Source organism: Kitasatospora sp. NPDC059462 (assembly GCF_042749955.1).
In the GTDB taxonomy this organism is placed as follows: domain Bacteria; phylum Actinomycetota; class Actinomycetes; order Streptomycetales; family Streptomycetaceae; genus Kitasatospora.
The window spans coordinates 31,171-48,649 of the sequence record NZ_JBHYUU010000045.1; the positions used below are offsets into that span (position 1 = coordinate 31,171).

General features: G+C 75.6%; 17 protein-coding genes and 2 tRNA genes. 10 read left to right on the forward strand and 9 right to left on the reverse strand.

The window, feature by feature from the left end; all coding sequences use genetic code 11:
* Window positions 1-90 precede the first annotated feature (90 nt).
* The 5 genes from ACFXAM_RS14625 to ACFXAM_RS14645 form a co-directional block, all read right to left on the reverse strand.
* Window positions 91-876 carry a VOC family protein gene (locus ACFXAM_RS14625; protein WP_380291014.1) on the reverse strand — a complete coding sequence of 262 codons (786 nt, stop codon included), beginning with the start codon at window positions 874-876 and terminating at the stop codon, window positions 91-93.
* A gap of 177 nt (window positions 877-1,053) precedes the next feature.
* The gene (locus ACFXAM_RS14630; protein ID WP_380291016.1) at window positions 1,054-1,515 is read right to left on the reverse strand and encodes an SRPBCC domain-containing protein; all 462 of its coding nucleotides are present in this window, start codon (window positions 1,513-1,515) and stop codon (window positions 1,054-1,056) included.
* 87 nt (window positions 1,516-1,602) lie between these two features.
* Complete coding sequence (locus tag ACFXAM_RS14635) at window positions 1,603-3,372, reverse strand: LCP family protein (RefSeq protein ID WP_380291018.1); 1,770 nt, start codon at window positions 3,370-3,372, stop codon at window positions 1,603-1,605.
* Between the two features lie 289 nt (window positions 3,373-3,661).
* Window positions 3,662-3,734: transfer RNA gene (locus tag ACFXAM_RS14640), tRNA-Lys, on the reverse strand.
* Window positions 3,735-3,886: 152 nt separating this feature from the next.
* Window positions 3,887-4,810, reverse strand: a complete 924-nt coding sequence (locus ACFXAM_RS14645; protein WP_380291020.1) for a LysR substrate-binding domain-containing protein — start codon at window positions 4,808-4,810, stop codon at window positions 3,887-3,889.
* Window positions 4,811-5,009: 199 nt separating this feature from the next.
* Here ACFXAM_RS14645 and ACFXAM_RS14650 point away from each other — a divergent pair, with 199 nt between their 5' ends.
* The 5 genes from ACFXAM_RS14650 (at window position 5,010) to ACFXAM_RS14670 (ending at window position 11,267) form a co-directional block, all read left to right on the forward strand.
* The gene (locus tag ACFXAM_RS14650) at window positions 5,010-6,305 is read left to right on the forward strand and encodes a cytochrome ubiquinol oxidase subunit I (RefSeq protein ID WP_380291022.1); all 1,296 of its coding nucleotides are present in this window, start codon (window positions 5,010-5,012) and stop codon (window positions 6,303-6,305) included.
* Between the two features lie 59 nt (window positions 6,306-6,364).
* Complete coding sequence (locus ACFXAM_RS14655; protein WP_380291024.1) at window positions 6,365-7,417, forward strand: cytochrome d ubiquinol oxidase subunit II; 1,053 nt, start codon at window positions 6,365-6,367, stop codon at window positions 7,415-7,417.
* Window positions 7,418-7,508: 91 nt separating this feature from the next.
* Window positions 7,509-9,191, forward strand: coding sequence for a thiol reductant ABC exporter subunit CydD (gene cydD / locus ACFXAM_RS14660; protein ID WP_380291026.1), 1,683 nt, complete (start codon window positions 7,509-7,511; stop codon window positions 9,189-9,191).
* Window positions 9,188-10,897 (forward strand): thiol reductant ABC exporter subunit CydC, encoded by a 1,710-nt coding sequence (cydC, locus tag ACFXAM_RS14665; RefSeq protein WP_380291028.1) that lies wholly within the window; start codon window positions 9,188-9,190, stop codon window positions 10,895-10,897. Before cydD ends, cydC begins: the two co-directional genes overlap by 4 nt.
* Window positions 10,898-11,102: 205 nt before the next feature.
* A complete protein-coding gene (locus ACFXAM_RS14670) occupies window positions 11,103-11,267 on the forward strand; it encodes a hypothetical protein (protein ID WP_380291030.1) in 165 nt (54 codons plus the stop codon).
* Window positions 11,268-11,371: 104 nt separating this feature from the next.
* Here ACFXAM_RS14670 and ACFXAM_RS14675 read toward each other — a convergent pair.
* Together ACFXAM_RS14675 and ACFXAM_RS14680 are read right to left on the reverse strand one after the other, a co-directional pair.
* Window positions 11,372-11,444, reverse strand: a tRNA-Lys gene (locus ACFXAM_RS14675).
* Window positions 11,445-11,498: 54 nt separating this feature from the next.
* Window positions 11,499-12,197 carry a DNA polymerase beta superfamily protein gene (locus ACFXAM_RS14680; RefSeq protein WP_380291032.1) on the reverse strand — a complete coding sequence of 233 codons (699 nt, stop codon included), beginning with the start codon at window positions 12,195-12,197 and terminating at the stop codon, window positions 11,499-11,501.
* A gap of 146 nt (window positions 12,198-12,343) precedes the next feature.
* Between ACFXAM_RS14680 and ACFXAM_RS14685 the strand changes: the two genes are divergently transcribed.
* Together ACFXAM_RS14685 and ACFXAM_RS14690 are read left to right on the forward strand one after the other, a co-directional pair.
* On the forward strand, window positions 12,344-13,114 hold the full coding sequence (locus ACFXAM_RS14685; protein ID WP_380291034.1) for an SDR family oxidoreductase: 771 nt from the start codon (window positions 12,344-12,346) through the stop codon (window positions 13,112-13,114).
* A gap of 56 nt (window positions 13,115-13,170) precedes the next feature.
* Complete coding sequence (locus tag ACFXAM_RS14690; protein ID WP_380291036.1) at window positions 13,171-13,878, forward strand: tyrosine-protein phosphatase; 708 nt, start codon at window positions 13,171-13,173, stop codon at window positions 13,876-13,878.
* 34 nt (window positions 13,879-13,912) lie between these two features.
* Here ACFXAM_RS14690 and ACFXAM_RS14695 read toward each other — a convergent pair whose 3' ends face one another.
* Window positions 13,913-14,362: an RICIN domain-containing protein gene (locus tag ACFXAM_RS14695; protein WP_380291038.1), complete on the reverse strand. Its 450-nt coding sequence runs from the start codon at window positions 14,360-14,362 to the stop codon at window positions 13,913-13,915.
* 52 nt (window positions 14,363-14,414) lie between these two features.
* Between ACFXAM_RS14695 and ACFXAM_RS14700 the strand changes: the two genes are divergently transcribed.
* Both ACFXAM_RS14700 and ACFXAM_RS14705 read left to right on the forward strand, forming a co-directional pair.
* Window positions 14,415-15,557 (forward strand): hypothetical protein, encoded by a 1,143-nt coding sequence (locus tag ACFXAM_RS14700; RefSeq protein ID WP_380291040.1) that lies wholly within the window; start codon window positions 14,415-14,417, stop codon window positions 15,555-15,557.
* 150 nt (window positions 15,558-15,707) lie between these two features.
* On the forward strand, window positions 15,708-16,043 hold the full coding sequence (locus tag ACFXAM_RS14705) for a hypothetical protein (RefSeq protein WP_380291042.1): 336 nt from the start codon (window positions 15,708-15,710) through the stop codon (window positions 16,041-16,043).
* 11 nt (window positions 16,044-16,054) lie between these two features.
* On the opposite strand, the gene ACFXAM_RS14710 is transcribed toward ACFXAM_RS14705, so the two are convergent.
* Window positions 16,055-16,882, reverse strand: a complete 828-nt coding sequence (locus ACFXAM_RS14710) for a TIGR02452 family protein (RefSeq protein WP_380291044.1) — start codon at window positions 16,880-16,882, stop codon at window positions 16,055-16,057.
* Between the two features lie 282 nt (window positions 16,883-17,164).
* Here ACFXAM_RS14710 and ACFXAM_RS14715 point away from each other — a divergent pair.
* On the forward strand, window positions 17,165-17,479 hold a 315-nt coding region (locus ACFXAM_RS14715), incomplete at its 3' end, for a hypothetical protein (protein ID WP_380291046.1).

The following is a 17,479-nucleotide window of genomic DNA, read 5'->3' on the forward strand; positions in this document are numbered from 1 at the left end:
GGGTGCAGTCTTACCCGTCCGCGCGCGCCGTACCGCCCATTCCCGGCGGCGCGTCGCGGGAACGGGCGGTCCGCCGGGGGCGGCGGGCGCTCAGGGCGAGTCCGGGGTGGAGGTGACCGCGAAGGCCGCGCCCTGCGGGTCGCGCACCACGGCCATCCGCCCGGCCTGCATGTCGAACGGCGGCTGGATCACCGAGCCGCCCGCCTTGACCAGGGCGTCCACCGTGGAGTCGGTGTCGTCCACCGAGAAGTAGGTCATCCAGTGCGAGGGCGTGCCCGGCGCCAGGTACTCGGCGACCGGCTGCATGCCGCCCACCGTGTGGTCGCCGACGTTGAGCGAGTAGAACCCGTCCATGCCCTGGATGGTCCCCGGGCGCAGGCCGAACGCCTGCTGGTAGAACCGGCCGGCCGCGGCGGTGTCGGTGGTGTTGAGCTCGTTCCAGACCAGCGCGCCGGGCTCGTTGACGATGCCCGCGCCGATGAAGTCCAGCTGCTGCCAGACGCCGAACACCGCGCCGGTCGGGTCCGCGGCGACCAGCATCCGGCCGGTGGCGCCGACCTCGGCCACCGGGTGGACGATCGTGCCGCCGGCGCCGGCGACGGCCTGCGCGGCGGCGTCGGCGTCGTCCGTGGCGAGGTAGGTGGTCCAGCCGACCGGGGGCAGCGGCTGGCCCTCCGGGGCGGAGCGGGCCATGATCCCGGCGACCGGCTTGCCGTTCAGCGAGCACACGGCGTAGCCGCCGAACTCGGCCGGGCCGACCTCGCCCTGCCAGCCCAGCAGGTCGCGGTAGAAGTCGAGCGCGGCCTGCTGGTCGCTCGTCGTCAGGTCCACCCAGCAGGGGGTGCCGGGCTTGTACGGTGCGGTGACTACGGGCATTCCTGGGCCTCCAAGCGATGGTCGTCCGCCGCGCGGACCGCCGGGGACGCGGCCTGCCCGGCCGCGCGGCCGACGGCCGTACACCGCCCACGATCGCCGCGCCTCCGCGATCCCGCCACCGGACGGGGTCCCGGCGGGTCGCCGCCCGCCGGGCGTTCACCGGCGGGGCGCGGGCGGTCACGGCGCGTGGTGGTGGCCCCCCGCGGTGTGGAACGGCTGCGCCTTGCCGCTCTGCGCGTAGTCCTTGAGCCGGACGAGCAGCTGCGCCCAGGTGCCGGCCACCATCGGCACGCCCTCCTCGCTGCCGGGCTGCCAGCCGCCGTGCCGCAGCAGCAGCCGGGTGCGGTGGCCGGGCCCGCCCTGCTCGTCGGACCGCTCGGCGAGGTCCCAGCTGATCCAGGTGCCGGCCCAGTGCGGCGGGAAGGCCCCGGCGTTCGTCCAGACCACCCGCTCCGGGCCGGTGCGCTCGCGCCGCAGCCGGTAGGGCTCGGGGTCGCCGGGCACGCCGAGCAGCAGCAGGTCGTCCTCCCGCTCCACGTCGGTGGTCCACCAGGAGGTGAGGCCGTCGTGGGTGGTCAGCGCGGCCAGGACGACGGCGCGCGGAGCGGCGATGTCGAGCTCCAGGGCGATCTCGGCCATGGGTTCCGCCTTTCGGGCCTGCTGCTCCCCCCGGCGTGTCCGACAGGCCCACCATGGCACGCGGCCGGGGGCCGCGCGCCCCGGGCCTCAGCCGCCGGAACCGTATGTCGTCCGGTCGCAGATGTTGTCGTCGGCCGAGCGGGCGTCCTCGGTGACGCTGGTGGGCAGCGGGGTGGGCACGGCCGGGGCGGAGGGGGCCGCGGCGGAACCGCCGGTGGCACCGGGGGTGGCCGCCGCGCCGTTGGCCGCCGCGAAGTCCTTGCCGACGATCACCGTGACGCCCGCCGAGGTGCCGGGCTCGACGACCGCGCCGGGGAACAGCTCGGCGACCTTCTCGGCGTTCGCCTTCTGGCCCGAGCCGTACTGGACCATCGTGGTCGTGTACTTGAGGTTCTTCGCCGCGCCGACCGCGGTGGCGGTGAACTTGGCCGCCTTGAGCTGCTCGGTCGCCTTGGCGGCCATGCCGGGGGCCGTGGTGCCGGAGTAGACGGACACCTTGACGTCCTTGTTGGCGGTCCCGGTCGCGAGCGGGGAGGCGGCGGACACGGCGGCCGTGGTGGCCGTGGTGGCCCCGGTGTCCGGGGCGGCCGGGGCGGTCGGCGCGGCGGCCTCCGGGGGCTGCTCGCCGGTGGCGTTCTGGCCGTCGATGGTCCGGTCGGCCTTGAGGGTGTCGAAGAGCTTGTCGGCGTCCGGCTGGACGATGTCGAGTTCCTTGTCGACCTTGCGGAAGCGCCAGGGCAGGGTGACGAACTTGAGGTCGTGCAGGTCGATGTTGCGCAGCGACAGGCCGAAGGACATCAGCTTGTCGGCGCTGTCGAGACCGGGGTCGACGGTCAGCGACTTGGTGGCGGCGTCGGCCAGCGGCAGCAGGTTCGCCGGATTGAGGCCCTGGCTCTTGATCTTGGAGGCCAGCGAACTGATGAAGGCCTGCTGGCGCTTCATCCGGCCGATGTCGGAGCCGTCGCCGATGCCGTGGCGCAGCCGGACGTAGTCGAGTGCCTGCTGGCCCTCCACCTTCTGCAGGCCCTGCTTCAGGACCACCGCGCCCTTCTTGCCGAGGTTCGGGTTGACGTCGCCCTCGTGGATGTCCTGCGGCAGGCAGACGTCGACCCCGTCGACCGCCTTGGTCATCGCCGAGAAGCCCGAGAAGTCGACCACCATGGTGTGGTCGACCCGGATCCCGGTGAGCTTCTCCACGGTGTTCTGGGTGCACGCGGGGTTGCCGTCCTCGGAACCGCCGGTGGAGAAGGCCGCGTTGAACCGCTGGCTCTTCTCCCCCTTGGTCCACGTGCCGTTGGGCAGCTTGCAGGGCGGGATGGCCACCATCGCGTTGCGCGGCACGGATATGCCCACGGCGTGCTTGTGGTCGGCGTAGACGTGCAGCAGGATCGTGGTGTCCGAGCGGGCGCCGCCCTCCTCGCCGCCACCGAGGTCGGAGTTGTTCTTGCCCCGGCTGTCGGAGCCGATCAGCAGGACGTTGACCGGCTTGTTGCCGGCCGCGTCGGCCTGTGCCTCCGGCGGGCGGTCCTTGGCCACCGCGTCCTGGTCGAAGGACTTGATGTTGCCGTTCAGCTTGTAGTAGATCAGCCCGCCGGTCCCCGCCATCAGCACGAGCACCCCGGCGGCGGACCAGGCGACGATCTTCTTGGCGCCCCACTTGGGCTTGCGGGCCGCCGCCCTGGCCGCGGCCCGGCCGCCGGGCGGTGCCACCGGCGGCCTGCCCTGGGCGGCCCGGCGGGCCTCGGCACGGCCGCCCGGCCGCGGCGGGGGCACCGCGCCGGCGTTCGCGCCGTCGGCCGTGAGCGCACCGGGCGCGTCGTCACCGCGAGCCGGGCCCTCGCCCCACTGACCTGACATGCGTGTACCTTTCACCGCCGGACAGCGCGCCCCCCTACATCCGGACGCGTTGCACACAGAGAGACGGACGGGGTCGCCCCGGGGTTGCACGTACGACGGTCGCAATAACCGATGAACGCCCCCGGGGTTGCGCCCCGCGCAGCCCCCACAGCGGATCCGTCGTCCCCCAACAGACCCGCTTTGGATCATACAAACTGTTCGTCAGATCAAGACGATCCGTCGACGCGGCGCACTCGCCCGCAACGGCGAAGGCCCGGGCGGAGGTGTCCGGCCCGGGCCTTCGTGTCGGTGGGGCGCCAGGGGCTCGAACCCTGAACCTACGGATTAAAAGTCCGCTGCTCTACCCATTGAGCTAGCACCCCGACACCGTGGACATCATGCCAGACCGGGCCGACGCGTGCGGCCGAATGCGGCCCGGCGGACGGGGCGGCGGGCGGGGCGGCGGGCCGGGTGCGGGGGTGCCGGGCCCGGGCGTGACCGGGGTCACCTCCCGGCCGGCCCCCGGCCGGACGGGTCAGCCGCGCAGGCGGACCCCCGGGGCGCCGGGGCGCCGGTGCGTCATGAGCGGCCGGCTGACGGCGAACTCCCGGAACCGGCGGGCCGCTTCGGAGTGGTAGGCGGTCCGGTTCCAGACCAGCGTGAGCACCCGGTGACAGCCCGGGGCCTCCACGTGCACCCAGGCGACCGGGACGTGGGTGTCCGTGCCGGACAGCCGGGACATCGCCGGGATGAGGCCGACGCCGAGGCCGCAGCTGATCATGTCCTGGCTGGCCCCCGGCTCGTCCCCCTCGCAGGACAGCCGGGGGATGAGCCCTTCGGCCGCGAACAGCCGGTCCAGCAGCGCGCGTTGCCAGTGCCCTCGGCGGGTGGTGACGAACGGCTCGTCGGCGAGCTCGGCGATCGTCACGCTGCCCCGGCCGTCCAGCCGGTGCCCGCGCGGCACGGCCAGCAGCACCTCCTCCCGGAGCAGTTCGACGGACGCCAGGTCCGGGCCCGTGAGCGGCTGCGAGGCCACGCAGAAGTCGACCTCCCCGCCGCGCAGTTGGCGGTCCATCTCGACCGCGTTGGCCTGCGAGAGCCGCACCTCGGCCCCCGGGTGGGCGGCCCGGAAGGAGCCCATCAGATGGGTCACGGTCAGCAGGGTCTCGGAGGCGACGCCGACCCGGCCGAGCCCGCTCTCCCGGGCCTCGCGCAGCGCCCGGCACCCGGCGTCGAGCTCGCTCAGCGCGCGGTCGACGTGGCGCAGGAACACCGCGCCGTACTGGTTGAGCCGGATCCGCCGCCCCTGCCGGTCGAACAGCGGGGTGCCCAGGTCGGCCTCCAGCCGGGCGATGGTGCGGCTGAGCGAGGGCTGGGCGATGTTCAGCTCCTCGGCGGCGCGGCTGATGTGCTCGAAACGCGCGACGGCCTGGAAGTGGCGCAACTGCAGCAAATCCACGGTTCACCTCTGCTGATGCCTGGCGGGTTATCGGCACATAGCAAAACCGGTCTTGGAACGTATAAGCAATCATCACCTACCGTCGTCGGCGGGGTTCGTCGCACCGGTGGCGGGCAGCGATGCCCGCCACCTCGCACGTCCGTGGCGAGGAACCCGATCCCCCTCACCCTGCCCGTCCGCCGACCCGGAAGGTCGCCTCATGAGCGCTGCGGACCTGGCCCGACTCCAGTTCGCGGCCACCACCAGCGTGCACTGGCTCTTCGTCATCCTCACCATGGGGCTGGTGCCCCTGGTGGCGTTCATGCACACCCGGGCCGCCTTCACCCGGGATCCCGCCACCCGCGCGGTGCGCGAACGCATGACCCGGTTCTGGGGCCAGCTGTACGTCATCAACTACGCGGTCGGCATCGTGACCGGCCTCGTCATGGAGTTCCAGTTCGGACTCAGCTGGAGCGGGCTGAGCAAGTACGCCGGGAACGTCTTCGGCGCCCCGCTGGCCCTGGAGACCCTGGTCGCCTTCTTCGCCGAGTCCACCTTCCTCGGAATGTGGATCTTCGGCTGGGGCCGGCTGCACCGCGGTGTGCACGTCGCGCTGATCTGGCTGGTCGCGCTCACCGCGTACGCCTCGGCGTTCTGGATCATGGTCGCCAACGGCTTCCTCCAGCACCCGGTCGGCCACGAGGTGCGCTCCGGCGTCGCCTACCTGACCGACTTCGGCGCCCTGCTGACCAACTCCAACGCGCTGGTCGCGCTCGGTCACGTCGCGCTCGCCGCGCTCACCACCGGCGGCGTCTTCGTCGCCGGCGTCAGCACCTGGCACTTCGCCAAGGGCACCCGCGAGACCGCGCTGTTCCGCAGCTCGCTGCGGCTGGGCGTCTGGGTGGCCATGCTGTCCTCGTTCTTCGTGGTCGTCGTCGGCAACCTCCAGGTCCCGGTGATCGAGCGGACCCAGCCGATGAAGGCCGCCGTCCTGGAGGGCAGCGGCGTCGCCGAGGAGCAGGCACGGCTGGTCGCCCAGTACGGCCCCGGGGACTACGTGCCCTGGCAGGGCTGGGTGAAGGGCTCGATGGACCTGATGTCGGGTCTCGGCAACCTCGTCTCGACCATCACGTTCGTCGCCGTCTTCCTGCTGCTGAAGGACCTGCTGGTGCGCAAGCGCTGGCTCTGCTACCTGATGACCGCGCTCGTCCCGCTGCCGTTCATCGCCTCCGTCGGCGGCTGGGTGGTGCGCGAGATCGGCCGGCAGCCGTGGCTCGTCTACGGCGAGCTGACCGTCGACGACGCGCTCTCCGACGTCGGCCGGGGCTCCCTGGTCGTGTCGTGCACGGTGTTCATCGCCGTCTTCGCCGCCCTCGCGGCGGTCAACTGGACGCTGATCACCCGCTTCGCCCGGCGCGGCCCGGACGGCGCCCAGCTCGGCGCCGGCGATCCGGCCGACGACGACCTGCCCGAGGCGGACGGCAGCGGCGAGACGCTGCCGGTCCCGGCCTTCTGAGCCGGCGAAGGGTCCCGCACCGAGATGAACTCCCCTGACGTGACGGAAGGTTGGGCCGCATGAGCCTGGAGACCCTCTGGCTGGCCCTGCTCGGGCTGCTGCTCGCCGGCTACTTCGTGCTCGGCGGCTACGACTACGGCGTGCAGATGCTGTCCCCGTTCCTCGGCGGCCCGCCCGCCGGCCCCGCCGGGGAACGGGAACCGGAACGGGTACCGGAGCCCGGCACGCGCAACGCCGCGCTCGACGCGATCGCCCCGTTCTTCCTCGGCAACGAGGTGTGGCTGGTCGCCTTCGCCGGTGTGCTGTTCGGCGCCTTCCCGCACCTGGAGGGCAGCCTGCTGTCCGGCCTGTTCCCGCTGGTCGTGGCGATCCTGGCCGGCCTGGTGCTCGGCAACGCCGCGGTCCAGCTGCGCGGCCGCTCCCGCGGCGCCCGGGCGCTGCGCCTGTGGAACGCCCTGGTGGTGTTCGGCGGCGCGCTGCCCGCGGTGTGCTGGGGCCTCGTGGTCGGCCTGCTGCTGCACGGTGTGCCCCGCCGGGCCGACGGCTCCTTCCACATCGGCCCCGGCGAGGTGTTCGCCCCGTTCACGCTGCTCTGCGGGGCGGCCGCAGTGCTGCTCTTCGCCGGGCACGGCGCGGCCTTCGTCGCGCTCCGCTCCGAGCCCGCGCTCGCCGCCGCCGCCCGGCGGACGGGCTCGACGCTGCTCGCCGCGGCCGGCGCCGCGAGCACCCTCGCGCTGGTGCTCTCGCTGTTCGGGGCGGGCGCCTCGATGACCAGGACGGCCACCTCGGTGGTCCTGTTCGCGCTCCTCGCCGCCGCCCTCGCGGCCGGCTGGTGGTTCCTCGGCCGCGGCCGCGACGGCCTGGCGTTCAGCGCCACCTGCGCCGCGACCGCGCTGCCCGTGCTGCTGGTCGGGGCCGGCCAGTACCCGTACCTGCTGACCGCCTCCTCCGGGGCCGGGATGACCGTCGGCGAGGCCGCCGCCGACGGGGCCACGCTGAAGCTGCTGATCGGGTTCGGCGCGGTGGTGATCCCGCTGATCCTGGTGTACCAGGCCTGGAGCTGGTGGGCGTTCCGCGGCCGGACCGGCCTGCGCCACACCGGCTACTTCTGACCGTCCCCCCGCAGGCCGGCGGTCCACCGCCGCCGGCCCGCGCGATCCATCCGCACCGCACACCGGGCAGGCCCCGGGAGGGAGCAACGGGATGAAGCCGGCCGAACGCCGTCTGCGGCGCGAACTCCCGGTGGTGCGGCGCCACCTCACCACCTCGGCCGGACTGGCGCTGCTGGGCGCCGCCCTGGTCGTCGGCCAGGCCGTCCTGCTGGCCGGCCTGCTCGCGGACGGCTTCGCCGGACACGGCCCGCAGCTCCCCGCCCTGGCCGCCCTCGGCGCCGTCCTCACCCTGCGCGCCCTGCTCGCCTGGGCCCGCGGCGCGCTCGCCCAGCGCGCCGCCGCCGAGACCGGACGCGCCCTGCGCGAGCGCCTCGTCGGGCGGCTGCGGCGCACCGGCCCGCGCCGGCTGGCCGCCCGGCGGCACGGCGAGACGGCCACCCTGCTCACCCGCGGCCTGGACGCCCTCGACCCGTACCTCACCGGCTACCTGCCCACCCTGGCCGCCACCGCCGTCGTCCCGCCCGCGGTGATCGGCTGGCTCTGGTGGACCGACTGGGCCTCCGCGCTGATCATCGTGGTCACGCTCCCGCTGATCCCGGTGTTCGGCGCGCTCGTCGGCCTGCACACCGCCCGCCGCACCGCCCGGCAGTGGCGGCTGCTCGCCCGGCTCGGCGGCCACTTCCTGGACGTGGTCGCCGGACTGCCGACGCTGCGCGCGTTCGGCCGCGAGCACCACCAGACGGGCGTGGTGCGGGAGATGGCCGACGCCCACCGGCGGGCCACCATGCGGACCCTGCGGGTGGCCTTCCTCTCCTCCCTCGTCCTGGAGACCGTCGCCACCCTGTCGGTGGCCCTGGTCGCCGTCCCGGTCGGCCTGCGGCTGCTGGCCGGCGAGCTCGACCTGCGCACCGGCCTGGTCGTCCTCCTCCTCGCGCCCGAGGCCTACCTGCCGCTGCGCGCGGCGGGCGCGGCGTTCCACGACAGCGCCGAGGGCATCGCGGTGGCCGAACGGGTCTTCGCCCTCCTCGACGAGGAGGAGCCCGCGGCGGCGGGCCCCGTCGCCTCCGCCGTCCCCGACGGCCGGACGGCGCGGCTGTGCCTCGACGCGGTCACCGTCCACCACCCCGGCCGCGCCGCGCCCGCGCTCGACGCGGTCTCGCTCACCGTCCGCCCCGGCGAGCACCTCGCCCTGGTGGGCCCGAGCGGCGCCGGGAAGTCCACCCTGCTCGCGCTGTTCCTCGGCTTCACCGCCCCCGGCGCCGGCCGGGTGCTGGTCGACGGCGCCGACCTCGCCGGGCTCGACCCCGACGGCTGGCTCACCCAGGTCGCCTGGGTGCCGCAGCGCCCGCACCTGTTCGCCGCCAGCGTCGCCGACAACATCCGCCTCGGCCGCCCCGACGCGACCGACGCCGAGGTCCGCGCCGCCGCCCGGGCCGCCTGCGCCGACGGCTTCGCCGAGGCGCTCCCGCAGGGCTACGACACGGTGCTCGGCGAACACGGCGCCGGGCTCTCCGCCGGGCAGCGCCAACGCCTGGCCCTCGCCCGGGCGTTCCTCAAGGACGCGCCGATCCTGCTGCTCGACGAACCGACCGCCCACCTGGACCCGGAGAGCGAGGCCGCCGTGACCCGGGCCACCGCCGCGCTCATGCGCGGGCGCACCGCGATCGTGGTCGCCCACCGCCGCGGCCTGCTGCCGCACGCCGACCGGATCGTCACCGTCCGGGCGGGCGTCCTGCACCCCGCCCCGGCCGCCGAGGGGCTGGTCCTCTCGTGACCGCGCCCGCCGCCCGCGCCGGTTCCCGCACGGCCGCCCGCGCCGCGTCCCGCCCCACCGTGCGGCTGCTGCGGCACCTCCTGCCGCACTGGCGCCGGCTGCTGCCCGCCGTGCTCGCCGCCGCCGGCAGCGAGCTCAGCGGCGCCGCCCTGACGGCCACCGCCGCCTGGCTGATCACCCGCGCCGCCGAACAGCCGCCGCTGTCCGCCGTCGCCGTCGCCGTCGTCGCCGTGCGCGCCCTCGCCCTCGGCCGCGGCACCCTGCGCTACGCCGACCGCCTGCTCGGCCACGACGGCGTGCTGCGCGCCGTCGCCGGCTTCCGCGCCCGGGTGTACGAGGCGCTCGTCCCGCTCGCCCCGGCCGGCACCCCGGCGTTCCGCGGCGGCGACCTGCTGACCCGTCTGGTCGCCGACGTCGACGCCGCCCAGGACCTGCTGCTGCGCGTCCTCGTGCCGGTCACCGCCGCCGTCGCGGTCGCGGCGGCCGCCACCGGCGCGGCCGTGGTGCTGCTGCCCTCCGCCGGACTCCTGCTCGGGGTGCTGCTCGCCGTGGCGGGCCTGCTGGTGCCCGCCCTGGTGCTCGCGCTGTCCCGCCGGGCCGGGCACGCCGAGAAGGCCGCCCGCGCCGAACTCGCCGCGCTCACCGTCGACCTGACCGAGGGCGCGGCCGACCTCGCGGCGTACGGCGCCCGCGGCCGCGCCCACCGGCGGGCCGTGGCCGCCGTCGACCGGATCGCCGCCCTGGAACGCCGCGCGGCGCTCACCACCTCGCTCGCCTCCGCCGTGATCCTGCTGCTCCAGGCCGCCGCCGTGGTCGGCGCCACCTGGCTCGGCCTGGACGCCCACGCCGACGGCCGGCTGCCCGCCGTCCGGCTCACCGTCCTCGCGGTGCTCGCCCTGGTCTCCTTCGACGCCCTGGCCGCGCTGCCCGCCGCCGCCCGCCGCCTCTCCGGCGTCCGGGCCTCCGCCCGCCGGCTCGCCGACCTGCTGGACACCCCGCCCCCGGTCACCGACCCGGCCGACCCGGCCCCGCTCCCCGCCGACGGCCCGCTCGGCGTCGAGATCACCGGCCTGCGGGTCCGTCACCGCCCCGGCGGTCCGGCCGTCCTCGACGGCGTCAGCCTCCACCTGCCGCCCGGCCACCGGGTGGCCCTGCTCGGTGCCAGCGGCTCCGGGAAGTCCACGCTGGTCGCCGCGTTGATGCGGTTCGTCCCCTACGAGGCCGGCAGCATCCGGGTCGGCGGCCGCGAGCTGCGCGACTGCGCGGGCGACGACGTCCGCCGGGTGATCACCGGCATGACCCAGGACGCCCACGTCTTCCACACCACGATCCGGGCCAACCTGCTCCTGGCCCGCCCCGGGGCCACCGACGAGGACCTGCGCGAGGCCGCCCGCCGGGCCCGGCTGCTCGACTGGATCGAGTCCCTGCCCGACGGCTGGGAGACCGTGCTCGGCGGGGACGGCGCGACCGTCTCCGGCGGCCAGCGCCGACGCCTGCTGCTGGCCCGCGCCCTGCTCGCCGACCCGCCGGTCCTCGTCCTCGACGAGCCCACCGAGGGCCTCGACCCGGACACCGCCGCCGCCGTCCTCGCCGACGTCCTCGACGCCACCCGCGGCCGCACCACCCTGCTGGTCACCCACGACCACGCCGCCCTCGCCGCCGTCGACGCCGTCCTGACCCTCACTCCGGGGCCGGCCCCGGAGTGAGGGTGAGGCGGTCGGCGGTGTCCGACCGGGCCTCCCGGGCAGGGGGCCGCCCGGGGCCCGCCCGCTGATCCTGCGGCCCGGGCCGGGCCAGGCCTGGCCTGAGAACGGTCCAGGGCCACTTCCGTCCCGACGGAAGCCCTTCCACCGCCGCCGACTCCGGCGCGCGGTCACCCAGGCCGTGGTCGCCGCGCTGCCCCACGGCGACATGCACCTCGTCACCCTGACCGACGGTGTCGTGTACGACAACGTCCGCTACACCAAAGGCACCTGGCAGGGCGCCGCGGTCGTCGGATCCGGCGCGGACGTGTCCCAGGTCGTCACCGCGGCCATGCCCAACGGCGAGATGCACCTGGAGACCCTCGCCGACTGACGCCCCGACGCTCCGCCCCTTCGCGGGCCGCCCCATCGGCCGGCCCGCGGCAGGAGGAGAACGGGAGAAGCCCCCGGTCGAACCGTCGACCGGGGGCTTCGCGGTGGGCCGCCAGGGGCTCGAACCCTGAACCTACGGATTAAAAGTCCGCAGCTCTGCCAATTGAGCTAGCGGCCCGTGGCCCGGCCGGGTCGCGGCGGGCCGCCGTGATCCTACCCGGTGGGCCCGGAGTCACGCGTCCGGTGGGCGGTGGGTCCAGTGGGCGGCGCGCACCCGGCGCAGCCAGGCGTCGGCGGGACGCTCGTCGGGGCGGTCGGGGAGGACGCCGGGGCGGTCGAGGCGCTCGGCGGCCGCCGCGAGGAGGCGGTCGGCGCGGGCCGGGTCCTCGGCGACGCGCTCGCCGAGGTCGCGGACCCGCTCGGGGTCGGGCAGCCGCACCAGGTTGCGGCCGGTCTCGTGCAGGTGGACGGCCTGGTCGAGGAGGCGGACCAGGTGGCGGGCGTGCTTGGCGGCCCGGACGCGGGTGACCGGGTCGGAGGTGTCGCGGGTCCGCAGCTTGCGCAACTGCTGGGTGGCGTAGCCGAGGTAGGCGGTGCGAACGGCCCGGGCGCCGAGGAGGGAGCGGCGGATCGCGATCAGCTCCTCGCCCAGCGGGGTGCGGACCTCGTAGAGCTCGTCGGGCAGCCAGACCAGCTCGGAGGCGGTGGGGTTGCCGGCGAGCGCCAGCCGGCACCACTTGGCGGCCTCGTGCAGGGTGCGGTCGGGGGCGGTGGTGACGTGCGATTCGGCGGGGCGGTGCAGACCGTGGAAGTCCTCGGTCGGGGCCGCGAACAGGCCGAGCCGGTCGACGTCGGAGCCGGCGTGGGCCAGCCCGTAGGCGGTCGAGCCGACGATGCCGGAGAGCAGGACGGTGCCGGGCGGGGTGGACACGGATCGGGCTCCTCCCGTCGGCCGGTCACGGGATCCCCCGGGAGCGGGGGTCCGCCGGTACCGGGAGTCTGCCGGTCGGGGCGGCCGCGGGCCAGCGAATTCCCGGGGCCGGGGCACGGCGGAGCGCGGCGAGTAGGGTACGGAGCATGGCCACCGCACACGGTTCCGAGCAGCCCGACGTCGTCCTGATCACCGGTGCCGGACGCGGCATCGGCGCCGCCACCGCGCTGCTCGCCGGGCGGCGCGGGTACCGGGTGTGCGTCAACTACCGGGCGGACGAGGCCGCCGCCGCCTCGGTGGTGGAGGCGGTCCGGGCCGAGGGCGGCACCGCGCTCGCCGTCCGCGCGGACGTCACCCGCAGCGCCGAGGTGGCCCGGCTGTTCGACACCGTCGACGCCGAGCTCGGCCCGCTCACCGCCCTGGTGAACAACGCGGGCACGCTGGAGCGGCAGTGCCGGCTGGAGGACATCGACGAGGCGCGGCTGAACCGGATCTGGGCCGCCAACATCACCGGTCCGTTCCTGTGCGCCGCGCAGGCCGTGCGCCGGATGTCCACCCGGCACGGCGGACGCGGCGGCGCGATCGTCAACGTCTCCTCGGCGGCCTCCCGGCTCGGCTCGCCCAACGAGTACGTGGACTACGCGGCGGCGAAGGGGGCCGTCGACTCGATGACGCGCGGGCTGGCCCTGGAGGTCGCCGCCGAGGGCATCCGGGTCAACGCCGTGCGGCCCGGCCTGATCCACACCGGCATCCACGCCCTGGGCGGCGAGCCCGGCCGGGTCGACCGGGTCGCCCCGAACCTGCCGATGCGCCGCGGCGGCCGGCCCGAGGAGGTCGCGGAGGCGATCCTCTTCCTGCTGTCCCCGGCCTCCTCCTACAGCACCGGCGCCTTCCTGGACGTCTCCGGCGGTCGCTGACCGGACAACCGGAGTTTCCTTCCCCTGACCCGGTGGGCGACCGTACGGTGGTGGCCATGACCGACGACGTGCAGTCCGCCTTCATCGACATCCCCGGCGTGCGCAACTTCCGTGACGCCGGGGGCGTCGGTGCGCTCCGCCGCGGTGTGCTGTTCCGCTCCGGCTCCCTCCACACCCTCACGCCCGAGGGCGCCCTGCGGCTCAAGGCCCTCGGCCTGCGCACCGTCATAGACCTGCGCAGCAGCACCGAGATCACCGCCTTCCCCGACCTGCGGCACGATCTCGACCACGAGACGCTCAGCCTCCCCACCCTGCCCGCCAACCGGGAGGACACCGAGCGCCCCTGGCCGGAGGACCAGGCCGAGCTGTACCCGTTCATGGCCGCCACCGCCGGCCCGTCCCTGGTCGCCGCGATCCGCCGCCTCGGTGCCCCCGGCGCCCTGTCGGCCGTCGTCCACTGCGCCGTCGGCAAGGACCGCACCGGCCTCACCATCGCCGTCGTCCAGTCCCTGCTGGGCGCCTCCGAGGCCGACATCACCGCCGACTACCTGCTCTCCAACACCGGCCTCGGCCTACTGGACGGCCCCACCCCCTACATCGACGAGACCGGTGCCGAGCGGATCTCCCGCCCGGTCTCGGCGGAGCTCCTCACCTCGTCCTTCACCTGGATCCACGACCACCACGGCACCGTCCCCGCCTACCTCCGCGCCCACGGCGCCACCGAGGCCGAGCTCGACGCCCTGCGCTCCCAGCTGTCGGCGTAGGCCGGGCGGCGGGGCGGCAGGGCACGCGGGGGGACTACCGGCGTTCCAGGTGCCACCACTGGGCCGGGGAGTCGGTGTCCTCCCACTGGTGGACGGGGGCCGTCGGGTCCTCGGCCGGGGCGGTGAGGGGCTTGCCGCTGACGAAGCTGGTGAGGGTGAAGGTGCCGGGCGCGTCGACGTGGTGCTCGACCAGCCACTCCTGCGCGCCGAAGGCGTTGGCGGACCACTGCTGGACGGGCACGCCGTCCTCGGTCGAGGCGCCGGTGACGTCCAGGCGCTTGCCGCCGGCGACGTTCTCGACGTGGAACAGCGCCCCGCCCCGGTGGACGGCGGTCAGCCGCCAGAGCTGGGCGTCCGAGCCGTCCTCGGCGCCGAGTTGCACCTTCACGCCGCTGCGGCGGCTGCCGCCGGGGACCTCCAGCAGCAGGCCGGTGGCGACGTTGCGGATCCGGTAGAGGCCGTCGGTGATCTCGTGGTCGGTCACCGGGTGAGTCTCCCACCCGCCACCGACAGCCCCGGGCCCTATGCTGCGGCGAATGGTGTTCGACCCTCATTCCGCGCAGGACGGCCGCCCCGGCGGGCCGTCGGACAGTCAGCAGTCCCCCCTCGCCCGGGCGGTGGGTGCCCTGGAGGCCGCCGTGGCCGCTCCGGCGGACGGACCGGACGGGGGTGAGCGGTTCGAGTCGGCGCTGCGCCGGGTCGGCGGGACGCTCGGGCCCGCCGGGGAGGCGGAGTCGGCGGCCGTCGGCCCCCGGCTGGCGGCCCTGCTCACCGACACCCCGCCGTTCCCCCGGGCGCACCTGGCGATGATGGTCGGCGCCTGTGTGGAGCGCGGCGCCGACCCGGTGGCCTGCGCCGACCCGGTGCTCGCCGGGCTGCGCGAGGCGCTGACCGGGGCGCTGCTGCTGCTCGACCGGTGGGCCGAGGACGCCGGGGACGCCCTGCCGGACCCCGACCGGGACGATCCCGGCCCGGTCCACGCCCGGCTCGCCGGGGACGGGCGCGCGGGCTCCCGGCACGCCCACCGGGCGGTGGCCGGCTGGTGGACGCTCGACCTGTGGCAGCGGGCCGCGTTCGCGCTCTGCACGCACGCCGCCGTGCGCCGCTCGGCCCGCGCCGAGGGGGTGGCGGAGGTGCTCGGCGAGCTGATCGACCGCTACCGCGAGCGGTCCGAGCAGCACGACCTCAAGGGCCTGCGGTACCTGGCCGCGGCCCTCGACGACGAGCCGCTGCTCGTCCTGCACCGGCCGAGCGGCACCGGCTACCTGCTCCGGATGGACGGCCTGACCGACAACTTCCAGCTGCACACCCTGCTCGCCGAGGTCCTGATCGGCGGCGGCCACCTGCCCGGGCCCCGCCCCGACCCGGAGGTGGTCGCGCTCAGCCGCACCGCGTGGCTGGACGGGCGCCGGTTCATCGCGACGGGGGCGTTCAACCTGGTCGCGCCGGACGGCGGTTGGATCTGGAACGAGGGCATGCCGGAGTCCATCCCGGTGGTGGACGGCGTACGGACCCTCGTCCTGGACCCGCAGCCGTACGAGCGGAGCTGGGCGGCCGGGCGGTTCGTCGAGCAGGTGCCCGGCGACCTGCGGCTGGAGCGGGTCCTGGCCCCGGAGGAGGCCGCGGCCCGGCTGGCGGCCGCGGCGCCCGCGCTGTCCTTCGAGCAGGCTGCGCGGTAGCCGAGCAGGCGGCGCGGTGGCCGGCCCGACGGCGGCGGGCGGGGGCCCGGGCGGGCCGGCGGAGGCGGCGGGTTATGGTCGAAAGCCCCGGGGGAACCCCGGGAACCCGCCGCGGATCCGCACCGGACCCGCCGAGGAGTGGAGTCGACGATGGCGAGGATCCCGAACGCGCTCGCGAGCACCGCACCGGCCGCGCTGACCGCCGCGAGCGGCCTGGTCGGCGGCTACGGCGTCGCCCGGTGGACCGGGAAGCGGCAGCTCGGCGGGGCGGTGCTGGCGGTGGCCGGCGCGGGCGCCGCCGCGCAGTGGCACCGGCGCTCGGGAGCGCCCGCCGCGGCCGCGCTGACCGGGCTCTACGTGGCGGCCTTCGGCGGCTCGCACCCGCTGGCGAAGAAGATCGGCGCCTGGCCCTCGGTCCTCGCCGTCACCGGGGTGGTGACCGCCGCCTCGGCGCTCACCTCGGCGCTGGTGACCCGCAAGGACTGAGGGCGGGGCGCCTACCCGCCGAACCGGGCCTCGAAGGCGGCCCGGTTCTGCGAGACCGGCGTCCGGTCCCAGACCGCGAAGACCACCCGGTCGAAGGCCGCGCCGTACCGGGCGAGCGCGTGCGCGAAGGCCTCCGCGACCTCGGCCGGGTCGTTGCGGAACACTCCGCAGCCCCACGCCCCGAGCACCAGCGCGCGCACCCCGTGCCGGGCGGCCACCGCGAGCACCCGCTCGGCCCGCTCGGCGAGCACGCCCCGCACGTCCACGCCCCCGGGCGTGCGCAGGGCGAGCTGGCCGGCGTTCGGCGCCGGCGAGGTCAGGAAGGTGACCGGGTAGGGGCGCGCCAGCAGCCCGCCGTCCTCGCCCCGCACCACCGGCACGCCGGGCGAGACGATCACCCGGTGGCTGTACCGGAGGTCGGTGGAGGCCCGGTGCGCCTCGTAGTAGTCCGGCGCCTCCAGCAGGCAGGTGTACAGCAGGGCGCTGCGGCAGAGGTCCTCCTCCTGGGCGCGGGCGCCGCGCAGGTAGCCGCCGCCGGGGTTGCGCGCGGAGGCGAAGTTGAGCACCCCGACCGGTCCGGCGCCCGCCCCGGCCAGTCGGCGGGCCGCCTCGATGCTGCCCTCGGCCGTCACCTCGACGGTGGCCGGGTCCGCCACCGGACCGGGGCCGCCGGCCGCGAGCAGCGCGTCCAGCGCGGCCGGGTCGTAGGACACCGTGCCGGCCCGCGCCGCCGTCAACCGCTCCGCCACCTCGACGAGTTCACCCCCGGCCGCGCGGAAGTCCCCCCGTTCGACGATGCCCTCGTTCACCGTCGCCACCTCACGCAGTCTGCTGCTCATGCCGCCGACCGTAGGGGACGGGGGAGGCACCGCGCCACTGGTTATTCTCGGTTACAGAACAACAGTGCCGGCGCGGACGGCGACGGGCCCGCCCCACCGGAGTGGAACGGGCCCGTCGCGGGTGCGTCAGGTGCTACGCGGCGTCAGTGCCACGCGGCGTCAGTTCTTCCAACGCGGCTTGCGGTCGTCGCGGTTGAAGCCGGAGTTGAAGCCACCGGAGCGGCCGCCGCGGTCGTCGCGGTCACGGTTGAAGCCACCGGACTGCGGACGGCCGCCGGAGCGGTGGTCGTCGCGGCGGGCGAACGGACGGTTGTTGCTGCCGCCGCGCTCGTCGCGGTCACGGCCGAAGGAGCGGTCGCGGTCGCCGAAGGAACGGGCCGGGCGGTCACCGAAGGAACGGCCACCACGGTCGTCACGGTCACGGTTGAAACCGCCACGGTCACGGTCACCGAACGAACGGCCACCACGGTCGTCACGGTCACGGTTGAAGCCGCCACGGTCACGGTCACCGAAGGAACGGCCACCACGGTCGTCACGGTCACGGTTGAAACCGCCACGGTCACGGTCACCGAACGAACGGCCACCACGGTCGTCACG

Bases quoted from the DNA above. Each gene is read 5' to 3' on its own strand.
- ACFXAM_RS14625 (WP_380291014.1), bottom strand. From the start codon at position 876: ATGCCCGTAGTCACCGCACCGTACAAGCCCGGCACCCCCTGCTGGGTG.
- ACFXAM_RS14630 (WP_380291016.1), bottom strand. From the start codon at position 1,515: ATGGCCGAGATCGCCCTGGAGCTCGACATCGCCGCTCCGCGCGCCGTC.
- ACFXAM_RS14635 (WP_380291018.1), bottom strand. From the start codon at position 3,372: ATGTCAGGTCAGTGGGGCGAGGGCCCGGCTCGCGGTGACGACGCGCCC.
- ACFXAM_RS14650 (WP_380291022.1), top strand. From the start codon at position 5,010: ATGAGCGCTGCGGACCTGGCCCGACTCCAGTTCGCGGCCACCACCAGC.
- ACFXAM_RS14655 (WP_380291024.1), top strand. From the start codon at position 6,365: ATGAGCCTGGAGACCCTCTGGCTGGCCCTGCTCGGGCTGCTGCTCGCC.
- cydD (WP_380291026.1), top strand. From the start codon at position 7,509: ATGAAGCCGGCCGAACGCCGTCTGCGGCGCGAACTCCCGGTGGTGCGG.
- ACFXAM_RS14670 (WP_380291030.1), top strand. From the start codon at position 11,103: ATGCACCTCGTCACCCTGACCGACGGTGTCGTGTACGACAACGTCCGC.
- ACFXAM_RS14685 (WP_380291034.1), top strand. From the start codon at position 12,344: ATGGCCACCGCACACGGTTCCGAGCAGCCCGACGTCGTCCTGATCACC.
- ACFXAM_RS14690 (WP_380291036.1), top strand. From the start codon at position 13,171: ATGACCGACGACGTGCAGTCCGCCTTCATCGACATCCCCGGCGTGCGC.
- ACFXAM_RS14700 (WP_380291040.1), top strand. From the start codon at position 14,415: ATGGTGTTCGACCCTCATTCCGCGCAGGACGGCCGCCCCGGCGGGCCG.
- ACFXAM_RS14705 (WP_380291042.1), top strand. From the start codon at position 15,708: ATGGCGAGGATCCCGAACGCGCTCGCGAGCACCGCACCGGCCGCGCTG.
- ACFXAM_RS14710 (WP_380291044.1), bottom strand. From the start codon at position 16,882: ATGAGCAGCAGACTGCGTGAGGTGGCGACGGTGAACGAGGGCATCGTC.